Annotated in this window: 20 protein-coding genes; 14 read left to right on the forward strand and 6 right to left on the reverse strand. The window is 72.2% G+C overall.

Features of this window, described 5'->3' with window-relative positions:
• The first annotated feature begins 65 nt into the window (after window positions 1-65).
• Window positions 66-1,232 carry an SGNH/GDSL hydrolase family protein gene (locus tag AB0C62_RS26215; RefSeq protein ID WP_362977041.1) on the forward strand — a complete coding sequence of 389 codons (1,167 nt, stop codon included), beginning with the start codon at window positions 66-68 and terminating at the stop codon, window positions 1,230-1,232.
• Here AB0C62_RS26215 and AB0C62_RS26220 read toward each other — a convergent pair.
• A complete protein-coding gene (locus tag AB0C62_RS26220; RefSeq protein WP_362977043.1) occupies window positions 1,229-1,438 on the reverse strand; it encodes an acyl-CoA carboxylase epsilon subunit in 210 nt (69 codons plus the stop codon). The genes AB0C62_RS26215 and AB0C62_RS26220 overlap by 4 nt on opposite strands.
• A 32-nt stretch (window positions 1,439-1,470) precedes the next feature.
• On the reverse strand, window positions 1,471-3,063 hold the full coding sequence (locus AB0C62_RS26225; protein ID WP_362977046.1) for an acyl-CoA carboxylase subunit beta: 1,593 nt from the start codon (window positions 3,061-3,063) through the stop codon (window positions 1,471-1,473).
• Window positions 3,064-3,198: 135 nt separating this feature from the next.
• Here AB0C62_RS26225 and AB0C62_RS26230 point away from each other — a divergent pair, with 135 nt between their 5' ends.
• Both AB0C62_RS26230 and AB0C62_RS26235 read left to right on the forward strand, forming a co-directional pair.
• Window positions 3,199-4,065 (forward strand): biotin--[acetyl-CoA-carboxylase] ligase, encoded by an 867-nt coding sequence (locus tag AB0C62_RS26230; protein ID WP_362977048.1) that lies wholly within the window; start codon window positions 3,199-3,201, stop codon window positions 4,063-4,065.
• A 260-nt stretch (window positions 4,066-4,325) separates the two neighbouring features.
• The gene (locus AB0C62_RS26235; protein WP_362977050.1) at window positions 4,326-5,708 is read left to right on the forward strand and encodes an adenylate/guanylate cyclase domain-containing protein; all 1,383 of its coding nucleotides are present in this window, start codon (window positions 4,326-4,328) and stop codon (window positions 5,706-5,708) included.
• Window positions 5,709-5,761: 53 nt separating this feature from the next.
• Here AB0C62_RS26235 and AB0C62_RS26240 read toward each other — a convergent pair whose 3' ends face one another.
• Complete coding sequence (locus tag AB0C62_RS26240) at window positions 5,762-7,261, reverse strand: hypothetical protein (protein ID WP_362977052.1); 1,500 nt, start codon at window positions 7,259-7,261, stop codon at window positions 5,762-5,764.
• Between the two features lie 204 nt (window positions 7,262-7,465).
• Between AB0C62_RS26240 and AB0C62_RS26245 the strand changes: the two genes are divergently transcribed.
• The 5 genes from AB0C62_RS26245 (at window position 7,466) to AB0C62_RS26265 (ending at window position 13,509) form a co-directional block, all read left to right on the forward strand.
• Window positions 7,466-8,305: an enoyl-CoA hydratase-related protein gene (locus AB0C62_RS26245; protein ID WP_362977054.1), complete on the forward strand. Its 840-nt coding sequence runs from the start codon at window positions 7,466-7,468 to the stop codon at window positions 8,303-8,305.
• A gap of 62 nt (window positions 8,306-8,367) precedes the next feature.
• Window positions 8,368-9,522, forward strand: coding sequence for a sensor domain-containing diguanylate cyclase (locus tag AB0C62_RS26250; protein ID WP_362977056.1), 1,155 nt, complete (start codon window positions 8,368-8,370; stop codon window positions 9,520-9,522).
• A gap of 103 nt (window positions 9,523-9,625) precedes the next feature.
• A complete protein-coding gene (gene hutH, locus AB0C62_RS26255; protein ID WP_362977096.1) occupies window positions 9,626-11,164 on the forward strand; it encodes a histidine ammonia-lyase in 1,539 nt (512 codons plus the stop codon).
• Window positions 11,165-11,421: 257 nt separating this feature from the next.
• Window positions 11,422-11,625, forward strand: coding sequence for a cold-shock protein (locus AB0C62_RS26260; RefSeq protein WP_030794464.1), 204 nt, complete (start codon window positions 11,422-11,424; stop codon window positions 11,623-11,625).
• A gap of 135 nt (window positions 11,626-11,760) precedes the next feature.
• Window positions 11,761-13,509, forward strand: a complete 1,749-nt coding sequence (locus AB0C62_RS26265) for a DEAD/DEAH box helicase (protein WP_362977058.1) — start codon at window positions 11,761-11,763, stop codon at window positions 13,507-13,509.
• A 418-nt stretch (window positions 13,510-13,927) separates the two neighbouring features.
• Here AB0C62_RS26265 and AB0C62_RS26270 read toward each other — a convergent pair whose 3' ends face one another.
• Together AB0C62_RS26270 and AB0C62_RS26275 are read right to left on the reverse strand one after the other, a co-directional pair.
• On the reverse strand, window positions 13,928-14,680 hold the full coding sequence (locus AB0C62_RS26270; RefSeq protein WP_362977060.1) for a DUF2625 family protein: 753 nt from the start codon (window positions 14,678-14,680) through the stop codon (window positions 13,928-13,930).
• A gap of 56 nt (window positions 14,681-14,736) precedes the next feature.
• Window positions 14,737-15,105 (reverse strand): hypothetical protein, encoded by a 369-nt coding sequence (locus AB0C62_RS26275; protein WP_362977062.1) that lies wholly within the window; start codon window positions 15,103-15,105, stop codon window positions 14,737-14,739.
• Between the two features lie 110 nt (window positions 15,106-15,215).
• Between AB0C62_RS26275 and AB0C62_RS26280 the strand changes: the two genes are divergently transcribed.
• From AB0C62_RS26280 to AB0C62_RS26300, 5 genes are all read left to right on the forward strand, one after another.
• Window positions 15,216-15,560 (forward strand): hypothetical protein, encoded by a 345-nt coding sequence (locus AB0C62_RS26280; RefSeq protein WP_362977064.1) that lies wholly within the window; start codon window positions 15,216-15,218, stop codon window positions 15,558-15,560.
• A 223-nt stretch (window positions 15,561-15,783) separates the two neighbouring features.
• Complete coding sequence (locus tag AB0C62_RS26285) at window positions 15,784-17,046, forward strand: Ig-like domain-containing protein (protein ID WP_362977066.1); 1,263 nt, start codon at window positions 15,784-15,786, stop codon at window positions 17,044-17,046.
• Between the two features lie 200 nt (window positions 17,047-17,246).
• The gene (locus AB0C62_RS26290) at window positions 17,247-18,737 is read left to right on the forward strand and encodes an ABC transporter permease (protein WP_362977068.1); all 1,491 of its coding nucleotides are present in this window, start codon (window positions 17,247-17,249) and stop codon (window positions 18,735-18,737) included.
• A gap of 35 nt (window positions 18,738-18,772) precedes the next feature.
• Entirely contained in the window at window positions 18,773-19,456 is a 684-nt protein-coding gene (locus tag AB0C62_RS26295; RefSeq protein ID WP_351430260.1) for an ABC transporter ATP-binding protein, read from the forward strand.
• 68 nt (window positions 19,457-19,524) lie between these two features.
• Entirely contained in the window at window positions 19,525-20,295 is a 771-nt protein-coding gene (locus AB0C62_RS26300) for an antibiotic biosynthesis monooxygenase (protein ID WP_362977070.1), read from the forward strand.
• 42 nt (window positions 20,296-20,337) lie between these two features.
• Here the strand turns inward: AB0C62_RS26300 and AB0C62_RS26305 are convergent, their stop codons facing one another.
• On the reverse strand, window positions 20,338-21,252 hold the full coding sequence (locus AB0C62_RS26305) for a helix-turn-helix transcriptional regulator (protein ID WP_362977072.1): 915 nt from the start codon (window positions 21,250-21,252) through the stop codon (window positions 20,338-20,340).
• 182 nt (window positions 21,253-21,434) lie between these two features.
• Between AB0C62_RS26305 and AB0C62_RS26310 the strand changes: the two genes are divergently transcribed.
• Window positions 21,435-22,475 carry an NAD(P)-dependent alcohol dehydrogenase gene (locus AB0C62_RS26310; RefSeq protein WP_362977074.1) on the forward strand — a complete coding sequence of 347 codons (1,041 nt, stop codon included), beginning with the start codon at window positions 21,435-21,437 and terminating at the stop codon, window positions 22,473-22,475.
• Window positions 22,476-22,583 lie beyond the last annotated feature (108 nt).

Genomic DNA, 22,583 nt, shown 5'->3' on the forward strand with positions numbered 1-22,583 from the left:
TACCGTCTGGGGTGTTGCTAAAGGAACTCCAGTCCCCTTTGGGTGTCTCGGGAGAGGGAACCGTCATGTTCACCACCGCTTGGACCGCACCACCCCAGCTCCCCGCGGAGGGCTTCACCCCGAACTGGTCGCGCGAGGGCTTCTGGCGCCAGTCGCTGCGCCAGTCCGTCCGGCTGACCGCGGGCGGCGACCGGCTGCGCGTCCGGCTCTCCAACGCGTACGGCGCCTCGGCCCTGCGCATAGCGGGTGCCACCGTCGCACGTACCGCCCGCGGTGCCGCCGTCGAGCCGGGCTCGGTACGCCGGCTCACCTTCGCGGGGACCGCCCACGCCGAGGTCCCGGCGCGCGCCGACCTCGTCAGCGATCCCGTCGAACTGCCCCTGGAACGGCTGGAGTCGGTGACCGTCACCCTGCACCTCGACGCCGTGACCGGGCCTGCCACCTTCCACGCACAGGCCTTCGCGGCCAGTCACCGGGGCGCCGGGGACCGTCTGTACGACGTCGAAGGACACGGCTTCACGGAGGCCACCGAGTCCTGGTACTTCCTGTCCGCCGTCGAGGTCGACACGGGCGGACGCGGGGACGGGGTCGCGCTCTTCGGGGACTCCATCGTGGACGGCTTCGGCTCCACGCCGGGCGCGAACCGGCGCTGGTCCGACCAACTCGCCGAACGCACCGGCCGGCCCGTCCTCAACGCCGGTATCGGCGGCAACCTGCTGCTCAACGACTCGTCCTGGTACGGCGAGAAGGGCGTCCACCGGCTCGACCGGGACGTCCTCGAACACCCGGGCGTGGACACCCTCGTCGTCCTCCAGGGCGTCAACGACATCGGTTTCAGCGAGACGGACGACCAGCCGACCTATCGGCCCGCCCCGGTCGTCGAGACCGACGAACTCATCGCGGGACACCGCAGGTTGATCCACCGGGCCCGCGCCCGCGGACTCCGGGTGATCGGCGCGACCCTGCTGCCCTTCGGCGGCTCAGACCACTGGGGCGAGCACGCGGCGAAGGTCGCCCACGAGGTGAACGCGTGGATGCGCGACCCGGCGCACGCGGAATGGGACGCGATCGTCGACCTGAACCGCGCGCTGGCCGATCCGGCGGACCCGGACCGGCTGCACCCCGCGTACGACATCGGCGACCACCTGCACCCGGGCGACGCCGGATACGCGGTGATGGCCGAGGCCGTCGCGAAGGTCCTCCAGGGCGGGTCCGCGGCGGTCCTGTCCTAGCCGGGCCAGTACGTACGCCCCCAGGCCGTCACGCCCGGCTGCGGGAGCCGGTGCGCGGCGACCCGGGCCGGGTCGGACCAGGAGTCCCGCGGCCGGGGCGCGCCCGACGGCTCGGCGGCCGCCGCCGCGGCGCGCACGCGGACCACCGCCAGAGCGGCGGCCAGCTCCTCCGGGGTCGGATTGCCCCGTACGACCTTGATCGTCATGTCTGCTCCCAGGGGTCGGGGCCTGCGGCGGTCTAGAGCGGGATGTTGCCGTGCTTCTTCGGGGGAAGGGATGCCCGCTTGGTCCGCAGCTGACGCAGACCGCGGACGACGTGCGCACGGGTCTGCGACGGCATGATCACGCCGTCGATGTAACCGCGCTCTGCCGCCGTGTACGGGTTCAGCAGCGCGTCCTCGTACTCCTGGATCAGCCGGGCACGGGTGCCCTCCTGATCCTCGGCGGCGGCGATCGTGCGGCGGTGCAGGATGTTCACCGCGCCCTGCGCGCCCATCACGGCGATCTGCGCGGTCGGCCAGGCCAGGTTGAGGTCGGCGCCCAGGTGCTTGGAGCCCATGACGTCGTACGCGCCGCCGAAGGCCTTGCGGGTGATGACCGTGATCAGCGGGACGGTCGCCTCCGCGTAGGCGTAGATCAGCTTGGCGCCGCGCCGGATGATGCCCGTGTGTTCCTGGTCGACACCCGGGAGGAAGCCGGGCACGTCCACGAACGTCAGGACGGGCACGTTGAACGCGTCGCAGGTGCGGACGAACCGCGCCGCCTTCTCGCTCGCGTCGATGTCCAGGCAGCCCGCGAACTGCATCGGCTGGTTCGCGACGATGCCCACGGGACGTCCCTCGACCCGGCCGAAGCCGGTCAGGATGTTCGGGGCGAACAGCGGCTGCGTCTCGAAGAACTCGGCGTCGTCCAGAACGTGTTCGATCACCGTGTGCATGTCGTACGGCTGGTTCGCGCTGTCCGGCACGATCGTGTCCAGCTCACGGTCCTCGTCCGTGAGCGTGAGGTCCGCCTCCTCCGGGAACGCCGGCGCCTCGCTGAGGTTGTTGGACGGCAGGTACGACAGCAGCTGCTTGACGTACTCGACGGCGTCCTTCTCGTCACCCGCCATGTGATGGGCCACGCCCGACACGGCGTTGTGGGTGCGGGCGCCGCCCAGTTCCTCGAAGCCGACGTCCTCGCCCGTCACCGTCTTGATGACGTCGGGACCCGTGATGAACATGTGCGAGGTCTGGTCGACCATGACCGTGAAGTCGGTGATGGCGGGGGAGTACACCGCGCCGCCCGCGCACGGGCCGACGACCAGGCTGATCTGCGGGATGACGCCCGACGCGTGGGTGTTCCGGCGGAAGATCTCGCCGTACATGCCCAGCGCGCTGACGCCTTCCTGGATCCGCGCGCCGCCCGAGTCGTTGATGCCGACGACCGGACAGCCTGTCTTCAGGGCGAAGTCCATCACCTTCATGATCTTCTGCCCGTAGACCTCGCCGAGGGCGCCGCCGAAGACGGTGAAGTCCTGCGAGAACACGGCGACCGGGCGGCCGTCGACCGTGCCGTAGCCCGTGACGACGCCGTCGCCGTAGGGACGGTTCTGGTCCAGGCCGAAGTCGGTGGAGCGGTGCCGGGCGAACTCGTCGAACTCGACGAAGGAGTCTTCGTCCATCAGCAGGTCGATGCGCTCACGGGCCGTCAGTTTGCCCTTGGCGTGCTGCTTTTCGACGGCGCGCTCCGAGCCGGCGTGCGTCGCCTCCTGAATGCGGCGCTGCAGGTCCGCGAGTTTGCCCGCGGTGGTGTGGATGTCGGGGTGGTGCAGCTCTTCCGGCTCGGACATCGGGATGCGGCTCCCTGCCTGCTCTAAGGGGACGTGAGGGGCGGTGCTCAGAAGGGGGACTTGCTACTCATCCGTAGCGTAGTGCTGTGCCTACCGTTCGGCAGTGCGGCGTTTACCACACCTAGGCTGGGTTGCATGACGCCGCGAGATGCTTCAGACGCGCACGACAACCGCTGGTCCGACCTGGGCCGACCGCCGCTCAACGGCGCAGCCCTGCGGCGGGCGCTGGTCCGCGACGACGGCCTGTGGGCCGATGTGGAGGTCGTGCAGCGCACCGGGTCGACCAACAGCGACCTGGCCGGGCTCGTCACCGAGGAGAACGCCGACGAGGGCGCGGTCCTCGTCGCCGAGGAGCAGAACGCGGGGCGCGGCCGGCTGGACCGCCGCTGGACGGCGCCCGCCCGCTCCGGGCTCTTCTTCTCCGTCGTGCTCAAGCCCACCGGCGTCCCCGTCGAGCGCTGGGGCTGGCTGCCGCTGCTCACCGGCGTCGCCGTCGCCACCGCGCTCGCCCGCACCGCCGGCGTCGACACCGCTCTGAAGTGGCCCAACGACCTGCTGGTCACCGTGGACGGCGAGGAGCGCAAGGCCGGCGGCATCCTCGCCGAGCGCGCGGGAACCGACGCGGTCGTGGTCGGCATCGGCATCAACGTCACCCTCCGCGCGGACGAGTTGCCCGTACCGGGCGCCGGATCGCTCGCGCTGGCGGGCGCGACGACCACCGACCGCGACACCGTGCTGCGAGCGGTGCTGCGCTCGCTGGAGGAGTGGTACGGACGCTGGCGCGACGCGTCCGGGGACCCCGTCGCCTCCGGCCTCCAGGAGGCGTACGCGGCCGGCTGCGCCACCCTCGGCCGCGTGGTCCGCGCCGAACTGCCCGGCGGCCGCTCGATCATCGGCGAGGCGGTGGCCGTCGACGGCGACGGCCGCATCGTCATCGCCACGGAGGACGGAGTGCAGGAACCGGTCGGCGCGGGCGACGTGATCCACCTGCGGGCCGTTTGAGGGGCACGGGACGGGGGCCTGCCGGCGGGCTCCGGTCCCGTGGACGTTTTCTCCGCGTCTTCGGGGAGGTGGGTACCGAGGGTGGCCGGTGCCGTACGAAGGGTGTGCGGGGCGCTTGGCGGGACCGGAACAGGGTCCGTTGGGGCCCTTCGGGCACCGTCTCCGGCCGGGTCGCGCCATCGGGAGTGAGCCAGCGCACACCTGCCGTAGAGTTGAGCGCGGTCGATACCTGACCTCGGCAGATCGGAAGGGCAGCAGGCGTGACCGTCGACGACACCGGCTCCGGCACGGGTGCTCACCCTGCCCCGGACGGCGAGCCGGGCCGTACCGCCGAGCCGGTCACTGACGCGACCTCCGCACGGGCCGCCGCGCGTGGCGGCACCGGGCGGGAGGCCCGGCCGGACGACCGTACGGACGCGGATCCCGGCCCCCGTGGCGACGGCCACCGCGGCGAGGTGAGCGGCGTCCGCGAGGACGGCCCGACCGACACGCGCGCGGAGGCCAGGCCCGACGGACGGCCCGAGGTGAGGTCGGACGCGCGGCACGAGGCGAACGGCCGGGTGGACGCGCCGACCGACCCGGACGCCGACGAGGACCCCCTCGCCCTGCGCCTCGAGGGACTCATCCTGGGCGCCGAGCGGCGCTACACCCCGTTCCAGGCGGCCCGCAGCGCGGGTGTCTCCATGGAGCTGGCGTCCCGTTTCTGGCGGGCGATGGGCTTCGCCGACATCGGCCAGGCCAAGGCGCTCACCGAGGCGGACGTCCTCGCGCTGCGCCGGCTCGCCGGTCTCGTCGAGGCGGGCCTGCTGAGCGAGGCCATGGCCGTCCAGGTCGCCCGCTCCACCGGGCAGACCACCGCCCGTCTGGCCGAGTGGCAGATCGACTCCTTCCTGGAGGGCCTGACCGAGCCCCCGGAACCGGGGATGACCCGCACCGAGGTCACGTACCCCCTGATCGAGCTGCTGCTGCCCGAGCTGGAGGAGTTCCTCGTCTACGTCTGGCGCCGCCAGCTCGCCGCCGCCACCGGCCGGGTCGTGCAGGCCGCCGACGACGAGGAGATGGTCGACCGCCGTCTCGCCGTCGGCTTCGCCGACCTGGTCGGGTTCACCCGGCTGACGCGCCGCATGGAGGAGGAGGAGCTCGGCGAACTCGTCGAGGCCTTCGAGACCACCGCGGCGGACCTGGTCGCCGCCCACGGCGGCCGGCTCATCAAGACGCTCGGCGACGAGGTGCTCTACTCCGCCGACGACGCCGGTGTGGCCGCCGAGATCGCGCTGCGGCTCATCGAGACGATGGCGAACGACGAGACGATGCCGGAGCTGCGTGTGGGCATCGCCTTCGGCACGGTCACCACCCGGATGGGCGACGTGTTCGGCACGACCGTGAACCTGGCGAGCCGCCTCACGTCGATAGCGCCACGCGACGCCGTCCTCGTCGACGGGGCCTTCGCGGAGGAGCTGACCCGCACCGGGGACGCCCCCGCCTCCGAGGCCGAGGCCGCGGAAGCCGCGGCCGCCGCCGAGAAGGAGGGCGAGGAACCCCCCTCGTACCGCTTCGCGCTCCAGCCCATGTGGCAGCGGCCGGTCCGTGGCCTCGGCGTCATCGAACCCTGGCTGCTGGCCCGCCGGGACACCGACGCGTAGCCCTCGCCCGGCGCCTCTGCCTCCGCCGCTCCGCGCGGGGCCGGCCCGCGCGGTCACCCCCGTTGCCCGGGTGACAGCAGTCCGTCCACGCAGATCCCCACGACCGGTACGCACACGCCCGGCCGGTGCGTCGGCGCCGGTGCCCGGGTGGTCGGGGCCTGCGTCGGCGTGTGGTGCGGGGCCGTGGCGGTGGGCGCGGGATCCGGCGCCTGCGGCGGCCGGGTCGTGGACGTGTCCGTGGGGATGCCGGTGGCCCCCGGCCCGCCGGTGTCGGGGGCGTCGGCGTGGCCCGCCGGGGCGGCGCCGCCCGACACCGCCGGGGACGGACCGGGAATCAGGCTGGCACCCGGGGTGGGGGTCGGGCTCTCGCCCCCCATCACGGCGGTCGCCGTGGCGACACCGGGACGCGCGGGCGGCGGTACGGCCTCCACGGTGGTGACGGCGTCGTCCGCCGGGTCGGTGTCCGTGGCCGTGGGCGTCCCGCCCCGTGGCTCCGCGTCCGCGGGCCCGCCGCCTCCGCCGATCCCGGTCATCGACTCCGGCGCCATCCGCGCGAGGCTCAGCACCCCCGCCGCCAGCGCGAGTCCCCCCGCGGCGAACAGCACCCGCCGCCGCCGGGGCCTGCGATGCCGTCCCCGTCCGGAACCCGGGGGAAGCGGGTCGACACCGAGATCGGCATCGGTCCCGATCGCGGCCACGACGCCAGGTGTCCGCGGAGCCTCGTCCGGCCGGCCCGCCGGCATCGGTACGGTCCTCGGCGCCGGTACGGCTCCGGGCCGCGCCCCGGCCCGGTCCCGGGGCTGATCCCCGGCGGGTCCGCCTGCCGCCGCCGGAACGCCGGCCCGCCCTCCGAGGCGCCCGAGCGGGGCGGCTCCCATCGCGGCGGAAACGTTCCTGGAGGCGCCCGGGGCGCGGCCTCCCGTCGTCGCAGCGACGTCCCGAGCGACGGCCCCGCCGGGCTTCGCGAGGGTCTTCGGCGGCCGTACGGTGCCGGGCCCGCCCGCGTCGGAGGACCGAGGCGCCGGGACACCGGCCGCGCCGCCCGGAACCCCCCTCGTCGCGGAAGCCGTGCCCGTCGACCCGGCCGCTCCCGCCGCGCCCCTCGGTGCCGGAACCCCGCCGGTCCCGGCGTCCCGGGCCGGAACGGACGGCGCGGGCCGCGGCGCCACGGCCAGGGGCGGCGTGGCCCACACCTTGGCCGCCCTGCCGGGCCCGGCACGCCTGTCCCGGACGGCGCGGGTGTCCGCCGGGTCCGCAGCCCCGACGGCCGGGGCGTCGGCCGTCGGCCGTGCCGCCGCGGCGGTCCTCACGGGGGCCCGTACCGTGCCCGCCCCGACGGGGTCGATGGCGCCGGCGGCGAACGACGACGGGGCGTTCGTCGCCACCCCGAGGGAGGTCGCCCGCACCCAGCGGGCGCGCGTCGGCGCGGGCGTCGGGCCGGCCTTCGACGCGGGCGGGACCGGTCCGGCCGGATTCGCTCCGGACGGTGTCCTGCGTACCGCCCCCGGGTCCGGGCGGGCGTCGCCGGCCTGCGGCGTCTCGCGGTCTGTCATGGCCGTCCCTCCCCGGTGTGCCGATGCCCCGCATGCGCTGTGGCGGTGCGCAGGTTAAGCACCGGCCCGGTTCAGGGGTACGGGAGTTGGGCCCGATGTCACCCGAACGAGGGGGTGCGCGACGAAGAGGTGGGTTTCGCCGGACGGCGTCGGCTGCGAAGATCGGGGCGTCGATTGTTAACCCGCGTTAACCGGGAGGGTGTCATGGCGGAGCAAGGGGCGGAGCGACCCGCGGACCAGGGCGGGGAGCCGGGCGAGCGGAGGTTCGGCGAGTTCGTCGCCGTACGGCGGCACGGGCACGTCGCCGAGCTCGTCCTCGACCGGCCCAAGGCCATGAACGCGGTGTCCACCGAGATGGCCCGGTCGATCGCGGGGGCCTGCGACGGGCTGGCCGCCGACCGGGACGTCCGCGTGGTCGTGCTCACCTCCACCCATGAGCGCGCCTTCTGTGTCGGCGCCGACCTGAAGGAGCGGAACTCCTTCACGGACGCCCAGCTGGTGCGGCAGCGGCCCGTCGCGCGGTCCGCCTACACCGGTGTCCTGGAGCTGCCGATGCCGACCGTGGCCGCCGTGCACGGGTTCGCGCTGGGCGGCGGTTTCGAGCTGGCGCTGTCCTGCGACCTGATCGTGGCCGACCGTACGGCGGTCGTGGGACTGCCCGAGGTGTCCGTCGGGGTGATCCCCGGCGGTGGCGGCACGCAACTGCTGCCCCGCCGGGTCGGTGCCGCCCGCGCCGCGGAGCTGATCTTCTCCGCCCGCCGTCTGGAGGCGCCCGAGGCGCGGGAGTTGGGGCTGGTGGACGAGCTGGTGGAGGCGGGACAGGACCGTACGGAGGCGCTCGCCCTGGCCGCCCGGATCGCGGCGAACTCGCCGGTCGGGCTGCGCGCGGCCAAGCGCGCCCTGCGCCTCGGGCACGGGCTCGACCTGCGGGCCGGCCTGGAGGTCGAGGACGCGGCCTGGCGCTCCGTCGCCTTCTCCGGCGACCGCGCCGAGGGTGTCGCCGCCTTCAACGAGAAGCGCACAGCGGACTGGCCCGGGGAGTAGCCCGGCCCCCTGTTCGCCCCACCAATATCCCGAATATAGGTAAATGTCCCTAACCTGGGGTGATGGGAGAGGACAGGCGGCTGAGGGCCGTGGTGACGCTGGCGCAGGGGATGGCCGCGGCGCACACGCCGCGTGAGTCGTGGCGGGCCGCGGCGTTCGGCGCGTGTCACGCGCTGACCGGGAGCTTCGCCGCGCTCTCCGTCTGGGAGCGCGAGCTCGGCCGGCTGCGGGTCCTCGTCAACGTCGGCGACCGCGCGCCGGACGAGGCGGAGTTCCCCGACGACGAGGCCTATCCCGTCCACCAGTTCCCCGAGATCACCGAGTTCCTGCACGAACGGTGGGCGGGCGGGGGTGAGCCCAACGCCTGGGTGGAGACGGCCGACGGTCCGGCCGCCGGCCCCGCCGGGTACTGCCACCAGCGGGTCGCCGCACTGCGCAGGCGCGGTCGCGGCTGCTGCGTCGTCGCGCCGATCGTGCTGCACGGGCGGGCGTGGGGCGAGCTCTACGTGGCCCGGCGGGCCGGAGCCGCCGTCTTCGCCCGCTCCGACGCCGACTTCGCGACCGTCCTCGCCTCCGTCGTCGCCGCCGGGATCGCCCAGACCGAGCGCCTGGAGGAGGCCCGGCGGCTGGCCTACACCGACGCCTTGACCGGGCTCGCCAACCGCCGCGCCGTGGACGTACGCCTCGACGAGGCCGTCGAGCGGCACCGGATCGACGGAACCGTGGTCAGCCTCGTCGTCTGCGACCTCAACGGGCTCAAGCGCGTGAACGACACCCGCGGCCACGCCGTCGGCGACCGGCTCCTCGAACGGTTCGGGTCCGTGCTCTCGCTCTGCGGGGCCATGCTGCCGGGCACCCTCGCCGCACGGCTCGGCGGCGACGAGTTCTGCCTCCTCGCGATCGGCCCCGCCGCGGACGAGGTGGTCCGGATCGCCGACGAACTCTGCCGTCGCGCCGCCGAGTTGGAGCTGGGGGAGGGGGTGGCGTGCGGCGTCGCCTCGACCGAGGACCCGATCGGGCCCGTACGGTCGGCGCGCCGGCTGTTCCGGCTGGCGGACGCGGCCCAGTACCGGGCGAAGGCCGTCCGGGCGGCGAAGCCGGTGGTCGCCGGGCGTGAGGGTCCCGACGATCCGGTCGTCCGTCTCGCGGACACCCCCGCACCTCCTGCGGGCGAGCGCCGTAGGTTCCGGGGCCGGCACGACCCGCCCCGCTCCTGACGGCCCACGGGGAGGCAGTTGTGACGTACGTCGGAGTAAGGGGTCAACCCGCCGTCCACTAGTGACATCATCGAATTCACTGCGTACGCTCCTGAATATGGATATGCACACTGTGGTGGTGGGGACGTCCGGGGTGACCGCGTCCGACGTACTCGCCGTGGCGCGCGACGGCGCCCGGATCGAACTCTCCGGCGAAGCGGTGGCGGCCCTCGCCGCGGCCCGCGAGATCGTCGACGCGCTGGCGGCCAAGCCGGAGCCCGTCTACGGCGTCTCCACCGGCTTCGGCGCCCTGGCCTCCCGGCACATCAGCCCGGAACTGCGCGCCCAACTGCAGCGCAACATCGTCCGCTCGCACGCCGCCGGCATGGGCCCGCACGTCGAGCGCGAGGTCGTCCGCGCGCTGATGTTCCTGCGGCTCAAGACCGTCTGCTCCGGCCACACCGGCGTACGGCCCGAGGTCGCGCAGACCATGGCCGACATCCTCAACGTGGGCGTCACTCCGGTCGTCCACGAGTACGGCTCGCTCGGCTGCTCCGGCGACCTCGCACCGCTCTCCCACTGCGCGCTGACCCTGATGGGGGAGGGCGACGCCGAAGGCCCCGACGGTGTGGTCCGGCCGGCCGGTGAACTCCTCGCCGCCCACGGCATCGCCCCCGTCGAACTGCGCGAGAAGGAGGGCCTCGCCCTCCTCAACGGCACCGACGGCATGCTCGGCATGCTGGTCATGGCCCTCGCCGACCTGGAGACGCTCTACAAGTCGGCCGACGTCACCGCCGCGCTCTCCCTCGAAGCCCTGCTCGGCACGGACAAGGTCCTCGCCCCCGAGCTGCACGCCATCCGCCCGCACCCCGGCCAGGGTGCCAGCGCCGCCAACATGCTGGCCGTGCTGAAGGGTTCGGAGCTCACCGGCCACCACCAGGACGACGCCCCGCGCGTCCAGGACGCCTACTCCGTGCGCTGTGCCCCGCAGGTCGCGGGCGCCGGCCGCGACACCCTCGCCCACGCCCGCACGGTCGCCGAGCGCGAGCTGGCCTCCGCTGTCGACAACCCGGTCGTGCTCCCCGACGGACGCGTCGAGTCGAACGGCAACTTCCACGGCGCCCCCGTCGCCTACGTCCTCGACTTCCTCGCCATCGCGGCGGCCGACCTCGGCTCGATCGCCGAGCGCCGCACCGACCGGCTGCTCGACAAGAACCGCTCGCACGGACTGCCGCCGTTCCTCGCGGACGACGCCGGCGTCGACTCGGGCCTGATGATCGCCCAGTACACGCAGGCCGCGCTGGTCAGCGAGATGAAGCGGCTCGCCGTACCGGCGTCCGCCGACTCCATCCCCTCCTCCGCCATGCAGGAGGACCACGTCTCCATGGGCTGGTCGGCCGCGCGCAAGCTGCGGACCGCGGTGAACAACCTGGCCCGCATCGTGGCGATCGAGCTGTACGCCGCCACCCGCGCCATCGAACTCCGCGCCGGCCTGACCCCGGCCCCGGCGTCGCAGGCGGTCATCGCCGCCGTCCGCGCGGCGGGCGTCCAGGGTCCCGGCCCCGACCGCTTCCTCGCCCCCGACCTGGAGGCGGCGGACGCGTTCGTGCGTGCCGGCGGTGTCGTGACCGCGGTCGAGCCGGTGACCGGGCCGCTGGCCTAGGTCGCGTAGGGCGGACAGGCATAGGGTGGGCCGGGCGGTTGGCCGGCCCACCCGGCCGGGCGGTTGCCCGGCCCACGCGCCCCGCCTCGCACTCGCGTATCAGTGTGTGCTACTGTCTCATTGATACGTTTTTGGTACCCATTTACTTTGTGCGCCTGATCGGAATCCTCCGCAGGCGCGTTTTGTTTTACCGGCATCTCCGGCATTACCCGGTGCATGCTCCGGATGGGGGCCCACTACCTGTTCAGGAGAACAACATGGCTACCGGCACCGTGAAGTGGTTCAACTCGGAAAAGGGCTTCGGCTTCATCGAGCAGGACGGCGGCGGCCCCGACGTCTTCGCGCACTACTCGAACATCGCGAGCTCCGGCTTCCGTGAGCTCCTCGAGGGCCAGAAGGTCTCCTTCGAGGTCACGCAGGGCCAGAAGGGCCTGCAGGCGGAGAACATCATCCCCGCCTAGTTCGCGACGCGCTTTTCCAGAGCCGGGTCCCGCGCCTTCGGGTGCGGGTCCCGGCTCGCGCTGTGACAGCTCATGCAGGTGGTGAGCGCTTGTGTGTGCAGTCCGTGGGGCCCAGGAAGGAAATCCAGATCCAGCATGACTCGATCCGAACGTCCCGTCCGTAAGCGGCCGGCAAACGCACGCGCCGCACAGACCGGCGGCTCCGCGAAGAGCGCCGGCCGCGCCACCGGCCGGGGCGCGGGCCGCGGCCCCGCCCGCAAGGTGACGCCGCCTCAGGAGTTCTCGCTCCCCGAGACCATCACCCCAGCGCTGCCCGCCGTCGAGTCCTTCGACGCTCTGGACATGCCCGCCGCCCTGACGAAGACCCTCACGGCCCAGGGCGTCACCGAGCCCTTCCCGATCCAGGGCGCCACCCTGCCGAACTCCCTCGCCGGGCGCGACGTGCTCGGCCGCGGACGCACCGGCTCCGGCAAGACGCTCGCCTTCGGGCTCGCCCTCCTCGCCCGCACGGCCGGCCGCCGCGCCGAGCCGAGGCAGCCCCTCGCGCTCGTCCTCGTCCCCACGCGCGAACTCGCCCAGCAGGTCAACGACGCGCTGACGCCGTACGCCACCGCCGTCAACCTGCGCGTGGCCACCGCCGTCGGCGGCATGTCGATCGGCCGTCAGGCCGGCACGCTGCGCCGCGGCGCCGAGGTCCTCGTGGCCACCCCCGGGCGGCTCAAGGACCTCATCGAGCGCGGCGACTGCGCGCTCGGCCAGGTCGCGATCACCGTCCTCGACGAGGCCGACCAGATGGCCGACATGGGCTTCATGCCCCAGGTCGTCGCCCTGCTCAACCAGGTCGAGCCCGGCGGCCAGCGCCTGCTGTTCTCGGCCACGCTCGACAAGAACATCGACCGGCTCGTCCGGATGTTCCTCACCGATCCCGTGGTGCACTCCGTCGACCCGTCCGCGGGCGCGGTGACCACCATGGAGCACCACGTGCTGCACGTCGCCGACGAGACCGACAAGAAGGCCGTCGCCACGCGCATCGCCGCCCGTGACGGCCGGGTCATCCTCTTCGTCGACACCAAGCGTGGCGCCGACCGCTTCACCAAGCGGCTCCTCGCCAGCGGTGTCCGGGCCTCCGCCCTGCACGGCGGGCGCAGCCAGCCGCAGCGCAACCGCACGCTCGACCAGTTCAAGAACGGTGAGGTCACCGCGCTCGTCGCCACGAACGTGGCGGCCCGCGGCATCCACATCGACGACCTCGACCTCGTGGTCAACGTCGACCCGCCGACCGACCACAAGGACTACCTCCACCGCGGCGGCCGTACCGCCCGCGCCGGAGAGTCCGGCAGCGTCGTCACCCTCGTGCTCCCCGAGCAGAAGCGCGAGATGACCCGGCTGATGGCGGACGCCGGCATCACGCCGCGCACCGCCCGCGTCACGTCCAGCGACGAAGAACTCGCCCGCCTCACCGGCGCCCGCGAGCCCTCCGGCGTCCCGGTCGTCATCGAGGTCCCGCAGCAGGCCGAACAGCCCAAGCAGCGGCCCAAGGCGCGGCGCGCCACCGGTGGCGGCGCCAGGCGTCCGTCCACCGCCGGCACCGGTTCGGCCTCCCGTCAGGGCACCGGCTCGGACGGCCAGCCGCGCCAGCAGCGCGGCGCCGGCCGCCCGGCCACGGGCGCCACGGGTGGCGGCCGTCGCACGAGCGGCGGCGGAGCCGCACCCCGGCGCGCCGAAGGCGGCGCCGGAGCGGGTGGCCGTCGTGCCGAGGGTGGCGCGGCGCCGCGTCGCTCCGAGGGCGGCGGCGCCGGCACCGGCCGTTCCGGCGGCACCGGCCGCGGGCGCGCCCCGCAGCGCGGCGGCGGCCAGAGCGGCGGCGGCCGCAGGGCGGCCTGACCGGACCCACACAGTAGGGCTGCGGCCCCGCACCCCCTTCCGGGCTTGCGGGGCCGCAGCCGTGTCCGGGCCGGGCCCCTGTCCGAGGGGCGACGCCCGTTCGCGGTGAAGGGTCGTGCGGGGTGTGAGGGACGAGACCGTGCGGGCCACGATCGAGCGGTCCCCGCACGGAGCCGTCGCGTGGGCGCGGCGAGGATGCCTCACGGCCGTCGTACCGGCCGGCCACGGCATCGGCAGTGCGTGCCGGCCGTCGCGACCGGTCCCGCCGGGGACGTGAGGCGGCCGGCGGCGGCCGGGGTGGGTACCCGGGATCTTCATCCGGTGTCGCCGATCTCGGGCGGCACGGCGCCGGCCGGTCCCGGGAGGCACGGGGCGCGAGCCTCGCTCCCGGTACGGGAACGGGCCGCCTCCGGTGGGCTCAGAGGTCGCCGAGGAAGCCGGGGTCGACCTTGTCCAGTTTCAGGCCGAACTCCCGGTGAAGATTGAGGAGTTCGGCGAGGGGGACCGCGCGGCGGCTGGTGGACATGAGGTCGCGGCGGGCCTCCGCCGACCACAGGAACGGCACGACGGACAGCCCCTGGGTGCCGGTGAGGGCGCCGGACTCCGCCCGCCAGCCGGGCCAGCGCAGCGTGTCGTAGAACTGGTCCGTGCCCTCGCTCAGCAGCCACTGGAGCCATGCCCCGTGGCCGACTTCGAGCGCCTCCCACTTCAGTGAGTCCGGCGCGAAGTACACGATCTCGCCGGGATGCCCCGGACGCCCCACCGACTCCGGGTCGGCGCCGTTCAGGACGAACACCCCGCCCAGCACGTCATGGCCCACGACGAGCCCGCCGTCCTGGGGGCGCCAGGCCGGATCGAACCGCTCGGGGAAGCCGTTGACCTCGGCGAGCGAGGGCAGGTCCGTCGAGCCTCCCGGCAGTCCCGCCGACGCGTCCTCGGCCGGACTGCCGTAGATCCGCACCCACCCGCTGTCCAGAACCACCCCGCCGCAGTTGAGCACCATCCCGCCCAGCCAGGACCGGGCGGTGATCTGCAGCTGGAGCAGGCCGGCGCGGCCCAGGGCGGGGTCCACGGGAAGGACCTCCATGGACACGCCGCTGGCGTCGAGCGCCTTGGCCAGCAGTGGCCAGGCCGGCTCCTCGACGTCGGTCAGCTCGCTCAGCTCTCGCATGGCTTCCCCGTGGGTTGTCCGGAACGCGGTGGGCTTGCCCGGTGGGCGTCGTGGTGTCAGTGGGCGAGCGTGCGCTCGCGGCGCACGGAGTACGCCACGAACCCGGCCCCGAGGCCGAGGAACACCGTGCCGCCGACGACGTACGGCGTCGTGTTCACCGCGCCGGTGTCGGCGAGTTGGGGCCCGGCACCGTCGGTGGCCGTGTCCTGCGCGGTGCCGGACCCGGTGTCCGACGTGGTGTCCGAGGTGATGTCCGACTGTGTGGAGGCCCCGTTCGTCGCGGTGCCGGCCGGCGCGGACGCCGGTGCCGACCCGCTCGGGGACGGCACGTCCGGGGTCGCGTTGGCGGACGGGACGAACCAGAGGGCACCCAGGAGGGTCCCTGCTGCGGTGGCGGTCAGCAACGATCGACGTGCGGCGGACACGAAATATCGATCCCCTTGTGGCGCTGGCGAATTGGCCGTGTGGGGCGATGCTAATGAAAGGCGCGGGTCGTGGGAAAGTCGCGTAACCAACGGGCCGTACGCTCCCTCCCATGAGTACCCCTGAGACATCACAGTTTGTCCGGCTTCGTGTCGAACTGGTGCTGGAGATCGGTGACGCCGGCGCGGTCACCAAGGCCGCGCTCGGCCGGATCGCCGAGGACGCGGCCATGCCGGCGGACGAGCGGGCGCAGGCCGAGAGTGCAGTGACGGAAGACACGGCGGAGGCCCTCGCCTATCTCGTCGATCCGTTCGACCTGGTCAGCGAGGTACCGGGGACGGAACTGGCCCAGGCGTCATGGAGCAGCGAGCCCATCGACTACGACCCCGATTCGCCTGATTGGGACCTCGACGAGGATGATGCGGACGAGGACGACGAGGAAGACGTGCGCGGCTGACGCGGTTCGGGCGATTACCAGACCCCGGGCGGCAACCGCCGCCCGGGGTTTCTTCGTCTCAGCAGACACACGGGCCACCTGCGTACCGCTCCGTCCCCATGGCTGGAGTGGCGTGCCCCACACTTCCGCGGGAAGTGGAACGGGACGAACCGGTCGTAGCGTTGACAGTCCTTACGGGGCTCTCGTGTCTTTTCGGGATTCGGCAACGATGGAGAAGCGTGTGATGACGGACAGTAAGCGGCGCAAGGGTCTGATGACCGCGTCCGCACTGCTCGGCGGGGTGCTGGTGCTCTCTGCGTGCAGCGGAGGCAGCGACGACGGCACGGCCAGCGCATCGGACGGCGGCGACGGAGCTTCGTCGCAGGCCAAGGTCGACGAGGCCGCGGCCAAGAAGACCTCCGAGGCCCAGATCAAGATCACGCCCAAGGACGGCTCCGACAACGCCTCGATCAACAACGGCACGGCGGTCACGGTCAGCAAGGGCTCGCTCACGTCCGTCACGATGCAGACCTCGACCGGCACCGCCGTCGCGGGTCAGATATCCGCGGACAAGAAGAGCTGGAAGCCCACCTCCCAGCTGAGCCGCGCGACGACGTACAAGATCGCCGCCGAAGCCACCGACTCCTCGGGCCGCGTCGCCCACGAGAACGCGTCGTTCGCCACCGTCTCCCCGGCGAACAGCTTCATCGGCAACTTCACGCCGGAGGACGGTTCCACCGTCGGCGTCGGCATGCCGGTCTCGATCAACTTCGACAAGGCGATCACCAACAAGGCCGCGGTGCAGAAGGGGATCTCAGTCTCCTCCAGCAGTGGCCAGGAGGTCGTCGGTCACTGGTTCAACGCCAACCGCCTGGACTTCCGCCCCGAGGACTACTGGACCGGCGGCTCCACCGTCACCCTGAAGCTGAACCTCGACGGTGTCCAGGGCGCCAACGGCGTGTACGGCGTGCAGCAGAAGACGGTCACGTTCAAGATCGGCCGCAACCAGGTCTCCGTCGTCGACGCCCAGACGAAGACGATGAAGGTCATGCACGACGGCAAGACGATCAAGACCATCCCGATCTCGGCCGGTTCGCCCGAGAACAAGACGTACCAGGGCCAGATGGTGATCTCCGAGAAGTTCAAGGAGACCCGGATGGACGGCTCGACCGTCGGCTTCAAGAACGACGACGGCAAGGGCGAGTACGACATCAAGGACGTGCCGCACGCGATGCGTCTGTCGAACTCCGGCACCTTCATCCACGGCAACTACTGGGGCGCGAAGTCCATCTTCGGCTCCGCCAACACCAGCCACGGCTGTGTCGGCATGTCCGACACGAAGGGCGCGGGCGACCCCAACACGCCTGCCGCGTGGTTCTACAACAACTCGCTGATCGGTGACGTCGTCGTCGTCAAGAACACCGGCGACAAGACGGTCGCCCCGGACAACGGCCTCAACGGCTGGAACCTGGACTGGGCGGCCTGGAAGGCCGGTTCGGCCGTCTGATCCCGCTCACCCAGCACACGCCGATGCGGCGGTGGCCCCCACGGGGTCGCCGCCGCATCGGCGTTCCGCGCTCCCCGACGAGGCCCGCGGGGCGTTCGCATGCCGTGTTCTCAAGGGTTTCCGGGCCCAACCACAGCCTTCTCATCGTTCTTTTATTTCGGCCTTATCCCTTCATCACGCGCCGTACCTAGCTTGCGGCCATGTTCTTCACCTACCTGAGGCGCGAACTGCGCCGCCGCAGAAAGGCGGCCCTCGTCGTCGCCTCCGGGCTCGCCCTGGGCATCGCCCTGGTCATCGTGGTCAGCTCCGTCTCCTCGGGCATGGAGAAGGCCCAGGGCAAGGTCCTCCAGTCGCTGTACGGGCTGGGGACCGACATGACGGTCACCAAGGCGGCCGAACCGGCCACCAGCACCAGCCAGCGCCCTCGCTTCAACTTCGACGCGAACGACAACGGCTCCGACAAGAAGCAGAGCAGCGACCGCGTCATGGTCCAGGGCTTCCAGACCCTCGCCTCCTCGACCGTCGGCAAGGTCGACACCCAGCAGGGCGTGGCGGACGCCGTCGGCGGGCTGAGCCTCCAAGTCATCCGGGTCAACGGCCAGTTCACGCGCGGTCAGTTCCAGCAGGCCCCCGGCCAGCAGGGCGGCAACCGGCGCGGAGGCGCCCAGCCCTCGCCGCAGGGCACCGTCAAGGGCGGCGGAGCCGACTTCGACGTCAACAACTACTCGGTCTACGGCACCGACGTCACCAAGCCCGCCCTGGGCCCGCTGACGTCGTCGAAGATCACCAGCGGCCGTACGTTCAAGACCTCCGAGACGAACGCCAAGGTCGTCGTCGCGGACACCTCCTACGCCAAGGAGAAGAAGCTCAAGGTCGGCGGGACCGTCACCGTCAAGAGCGTCAAGTACACGATCATCGGCATCGCGACGCCGGACAGCGGTGACGCCGCCGCCAACCTCTACATGCCGCTCCAGCAGGCGCAGACGCTCAGCGACTCCAAGAACAAGGTCACGACGATCTACGTCAAGGCCTCGGACTCGCAGCAGATCTCCAGCGTCAAGAGCACCATCCAGAAGAACATCTCGGGCACCACGGTCACCACCTCCGCCGACCTCGCGGACACCGTCTCCGGCTCCCTGTCCACCGCCTCCGACCTCGCCTCGAACGTCGGCAAGTGGCTCTCGATCGCGGTGCTCGTGGCCGCGTTCCTGGTCGCGGGACTGCTCACCTCCTCCGCGGTCTCCCGCCGCGTCCGCGAGTTCGGCACCCTCAAGGCGCTCGGCTGGAAGTCGAGCCGCGTCACCCGCCAGGTGGTCGGTGAGGCCGTCGTCAACGGCCTCGTCGGCGGCGTCCTCGGCATCGCCCTCGGTCTCGCGGGCGCCTACGTCGTCACCGAGATCAGCCCCAATCTCCAGGCACAGCTGGGGAGCACGGGCGGCGGAGGCGGCTTCGGCGGCGGCGGAGGAGGCGGCGGCTTCGGAGGGGGCGGTGGCGGCGGCGGTGGCTTCGGCGGCCCGGGTCGGCAGACCGCGTCCAAGGCCCTCGACGTCGCGCTCACCGCGCCCGTCAGCGTCAACACGATCGTCGTCGCGGTCGCCCTGGCCGTCGCCGGCGGTCTGATCGCCGGTGCCTTCGGCGGCTGGCGCGCCTCCCGGCTGCGCCCCGCGGACGCCCTGCGCCGCGTCGAATAAGCCCCGCCGTACTCACGTATCCCAGGAGTTGCACCATGTACGAACTCAGAGGCGTCACCAAGCGCTATACGCGGGGCAAGGAGACCATCGACGCGCTCGCCGGAATCGACCTGACGATCGGGGACGGCGACCGGCTCGTCATCCAGGGCCCCACCGGTGGCGGGAAGTCCACCCTCCTCCAGATGCTCGGCGGACTCGACCGTCCCACCGCCGGGAGCATCGAACTCGACGGCACGGACATGGCGAAGCTGTCCGAGGCCAAGCTCACCCGGGTGCGCAGCGAGAACATCGGGTTCGTCTTCCAGAGCTTCAACCTGATCCCCACCCTCACCGCTCAGGAGAACGTCGAGACCGCGCTCGTACCGCTCGGCGTCAAGACGAAGGAACGGCGTGAACGCGCCGCCGCCGCACTGGAGTCGGTGGGGCTCGCCGAGCGGCTCGGCCACCTGCCCGCAGAACTGTCGGGCGGCCAGCAGCAGCGGGTGGCGATCGCCCGCGCCCTCGTCAAGCAGCCGAAGGTGCTGCTCGCCGACGAGCCCACCGGCAACCTCGACGAGTCCATGCGCGACGAGATCATGGACGTGCTCGAAGCCATGTGGAAGGAGCACGGGTTGACGTTCATCATGGTCACGCACGACTCCTCGATCGCGAAGAAGGCCCCGCGCGTCGCGACGATCCGCAAGGGGAGGATCACCGTCAAGGAGAACGCGAAGGCGTAGGACTGTGCCGGCAGCGAACGGGCCGTCGGAAGCGAGGCTTCCGGCGGCCGTTCGTGTTTGTGTGAGGCATGACCGTTTCGACAGTCGAATACATCCGGTACCGGATCCCCGAGGACCAGTCCGGCCAGTTCCTGGCCGCCTACACCCGCGCCGCGGTCCAGCTGGCCGCCGCCCCCGAGTGCGTGGACTACGAACTCGCCCGCTGCGAGGACAACTTCGAGAACTTCATCCTGCGGATCACCTGGACGTCGACCGAGGCCCACCTGGAGGGCTTCCGGCAGTCCGACCGCTTCCAGGACTTCCTCGCCGAGATCCGGCCCTACGTCGGCGACATCGAGGAGATGCGCCACTACAAACCGACGGCCGTACGCGGCCGGGGCGCCGCCGTCCCCACGCTGTACGCCTGGGCCGGCGGCACCGAGGCGTTCACCCGCCTCACCGAGGTGTTCTACGACAAGGTCCTCAAGGACGACCTCCTCGCACCACTCTTCGCCGATCTCGCGCCCGAGCACGCCGCCCATGTAGCCGCCTGGCTCGGCGAGGTCTTCGGCGGTCCCACGGACTACTCCGACACCCAGGGCGGGCACGGCCACATGGTCGCCAGGCACATGGGCAAGGGCATCACCGAGGTCCAGCGCCGCCGCTGGGTCAACCTCATCCAGGACGCGGCCGACGACGCAGGGCTGCCCACCGACGCCGAGTTCCGCTCCGCTTTCCTCGCCTACGTGGAGTGGGGCACGCGGCTGGCCGTTCTCTTCTCCGCCCCGGACGCGAGCGCGCCCGGAGAACAGCCCGTACCGACGTGGACGTGGGGAGCCGCACCCCCGTACCAGCCGTGACGGGTGCGACGGCGGCGGGTGCCGGCCCGCCGGACCGACGGTCTACTGGGGTGCGGAGGCGCCCGCGCGGGTCGCGTCCGTGCCCCAGGACGCCAGCAGCCGCAGCGCCTCGGCCGACGGGGACCCCGGCTCCGCGTGGTACGTGACGAGCGCCAGCTCGGCGTCGTCCACCAGCCGGAACGACTCGTACTGCAGAGCGAGATCACCCACCAGCGGATGCCGCAGCAGCTTCACCCCGTGGCTCTTCTCCTTCACGTCGTGCGTCGCCCACAGCCGGCGGAAGTCCTCGCTCTTCACCGACAGCTCGCCGACCAGGGCCGACAGCCGCGGGTCGTCGGGATGGCAGCCCGCGTCCATCCGCAGATGACAGACGATGTCGATCGCCTTCTGCTCCCACTCCACGTACAGATCGCGGTACTCCGGCCGCAGGAACACCATCCGCGCCCAGTTCCGCTCCTGCGCGGGCAGCTCCGACCAGTCACCGAAGACGGCGGCGGCCATCCGGTTCCAGCCGAGCAGGTCCGAGCGCCGCCCGGTGATGTACGCGGGGACGCCGTCCATCGTGTCCAGCAGCTGACGCAGCGCGCCCCGCACCTGCTGCGGACGCGCGGTCTGCTTCTTCTTGTGCTGCTTGGGCTTCGCGAGGTGCGTGAGGTGGTTGTGCTCGGCGTCCGTGAGGCGCAGCGCCCGCGCGATCGCGTCCAGCACCTCCGCCGACACGTTCCGGCCGTTGCCCTGCTCCAGGCGCGTGTAGTACGCCACGGACACCCCGGCGAGCTGCGCCAGCTCCTCACGGCGCAGTCCGGGCACCCGGCGGTGCCGGCCGAAGTCCGGCATCCCGACGTCCTGGGGCTTCAGCCGGGCCCGGCGGGTGCGGAGGAACTCGCTGAGTTCGGCACGTCGGTCCAGCGGCATGCCCGCCTCACCGGCGGACCCCACAGAGGGCTGTTCATCCATACGTCCAGTATTCCCGGTCGTACGCCGGGGAGCCTGACCCCGCCAGTAGTAGGACCAGCGAACGTACGCAGAGCCGTGACCTGGGTGAATCCCGAGACATGGGGCAGGCTTGAAGCCGTGCCCGATGCAAGAGACCGGACAGCTGGGCACGGTACGGACCACCCCCCGAGGAGAATCCCGGCATGACCACAGTCGCTGCGTACGCCGCTCCCGCCGCCAAGGCTCCGCTGGAGCGCACCACCATCGAGCGTCGCGAGGTGGGCGAGCACGACGTCCTGATCGACATCAAGTTCGCCGGCATCTGCCACTCCGACATCCACCAGGCCCGTGAGGGCTGGGGCGAGGCCATCTTCCCGATGGTCCCCGGCCACGAGATCGCCGGCATCGTCTCCGAGATCGGCTCCGGCGTGACCAAGTTCAAGGTCGGCGACCGGGTTGGCGTCGGCTGCATGGTCGACTCCTGCCGCGAGTGCGAGAACTGCCGGGCGGGCCTGGAGCAGTACTGCCTCAACGGCAACGTCGGCACGTACAACGCCGTCGGCAAGGACGGCGAGCCCACCTACGGCGGCTACTCCGAGAAGATCGTCGTCGACGAGAAGTACACCCTGCACATCCCCGAGGGCATCTCCCTCGACGTGGCCGCGCCGCTGCTCTGCGCCGGCATCACCACGTACTCCCCGCTCAAGCACTGGAACGCCGGCCCCGGCAAGAAGGTCGCCGTCCTCGGCATGGGCGGTCTCGGCCACATGGGCGTCAAGATCGCGCACGCGCTCGGCGCCGAGGTCACGGTCCTCTCCCAGTCGCTGCGCAAGCAGGACGACGGCCTGAAGCTGGGCGCCGACCACTACTACGCGACCAGCGACCCGAAGACCTTCGAGGAACTGCGCGGCACCTTCGACGTGATCCTCTCCACCGTCTCCGCGCCGCTGGACCTGGACGCCTACCTCTCCCTGCTGCGCACGGACGGCGCCTTCGTGAACGTGGGCGCGCCCGAGGAGCCGGTCCGGCTCAACCTGTTCTCCGTGATCGGCGGCCGCAAGACCCTCGCGGGCTCCGGCATCGGCGGCATCCAGGAGACCCAGGAGATGCTGGACTTCTGCGCCGAGCACGGCTTCGGCGCGGAGATCGAGCTGATCGCCGCGTCCGAGATCAACGAGGCCTACGAGCGGGTGCTGGCGAGTGACGTCCGCTACCGCTTCGTGATCGACACGGCCACCATCTAGGGCCTGTCGTCCGGGTCGGGTGGTGCCGCGGTGCGGTGCCTCGTCCTGACCCTCGTGAGCCTGGGCGCCCCACCCCGGCCTCCCCCCCGGCCGCGCCCCGAGGGGTGC

This window comes from Streptomyces sp. NPDC048643, assembly GCF_040650615.1.
Lineage (GTDB): Bacteria > Actinomycetota > Actinomycetes > Streptomycetales > Streptomycetaceae > Streptomyces.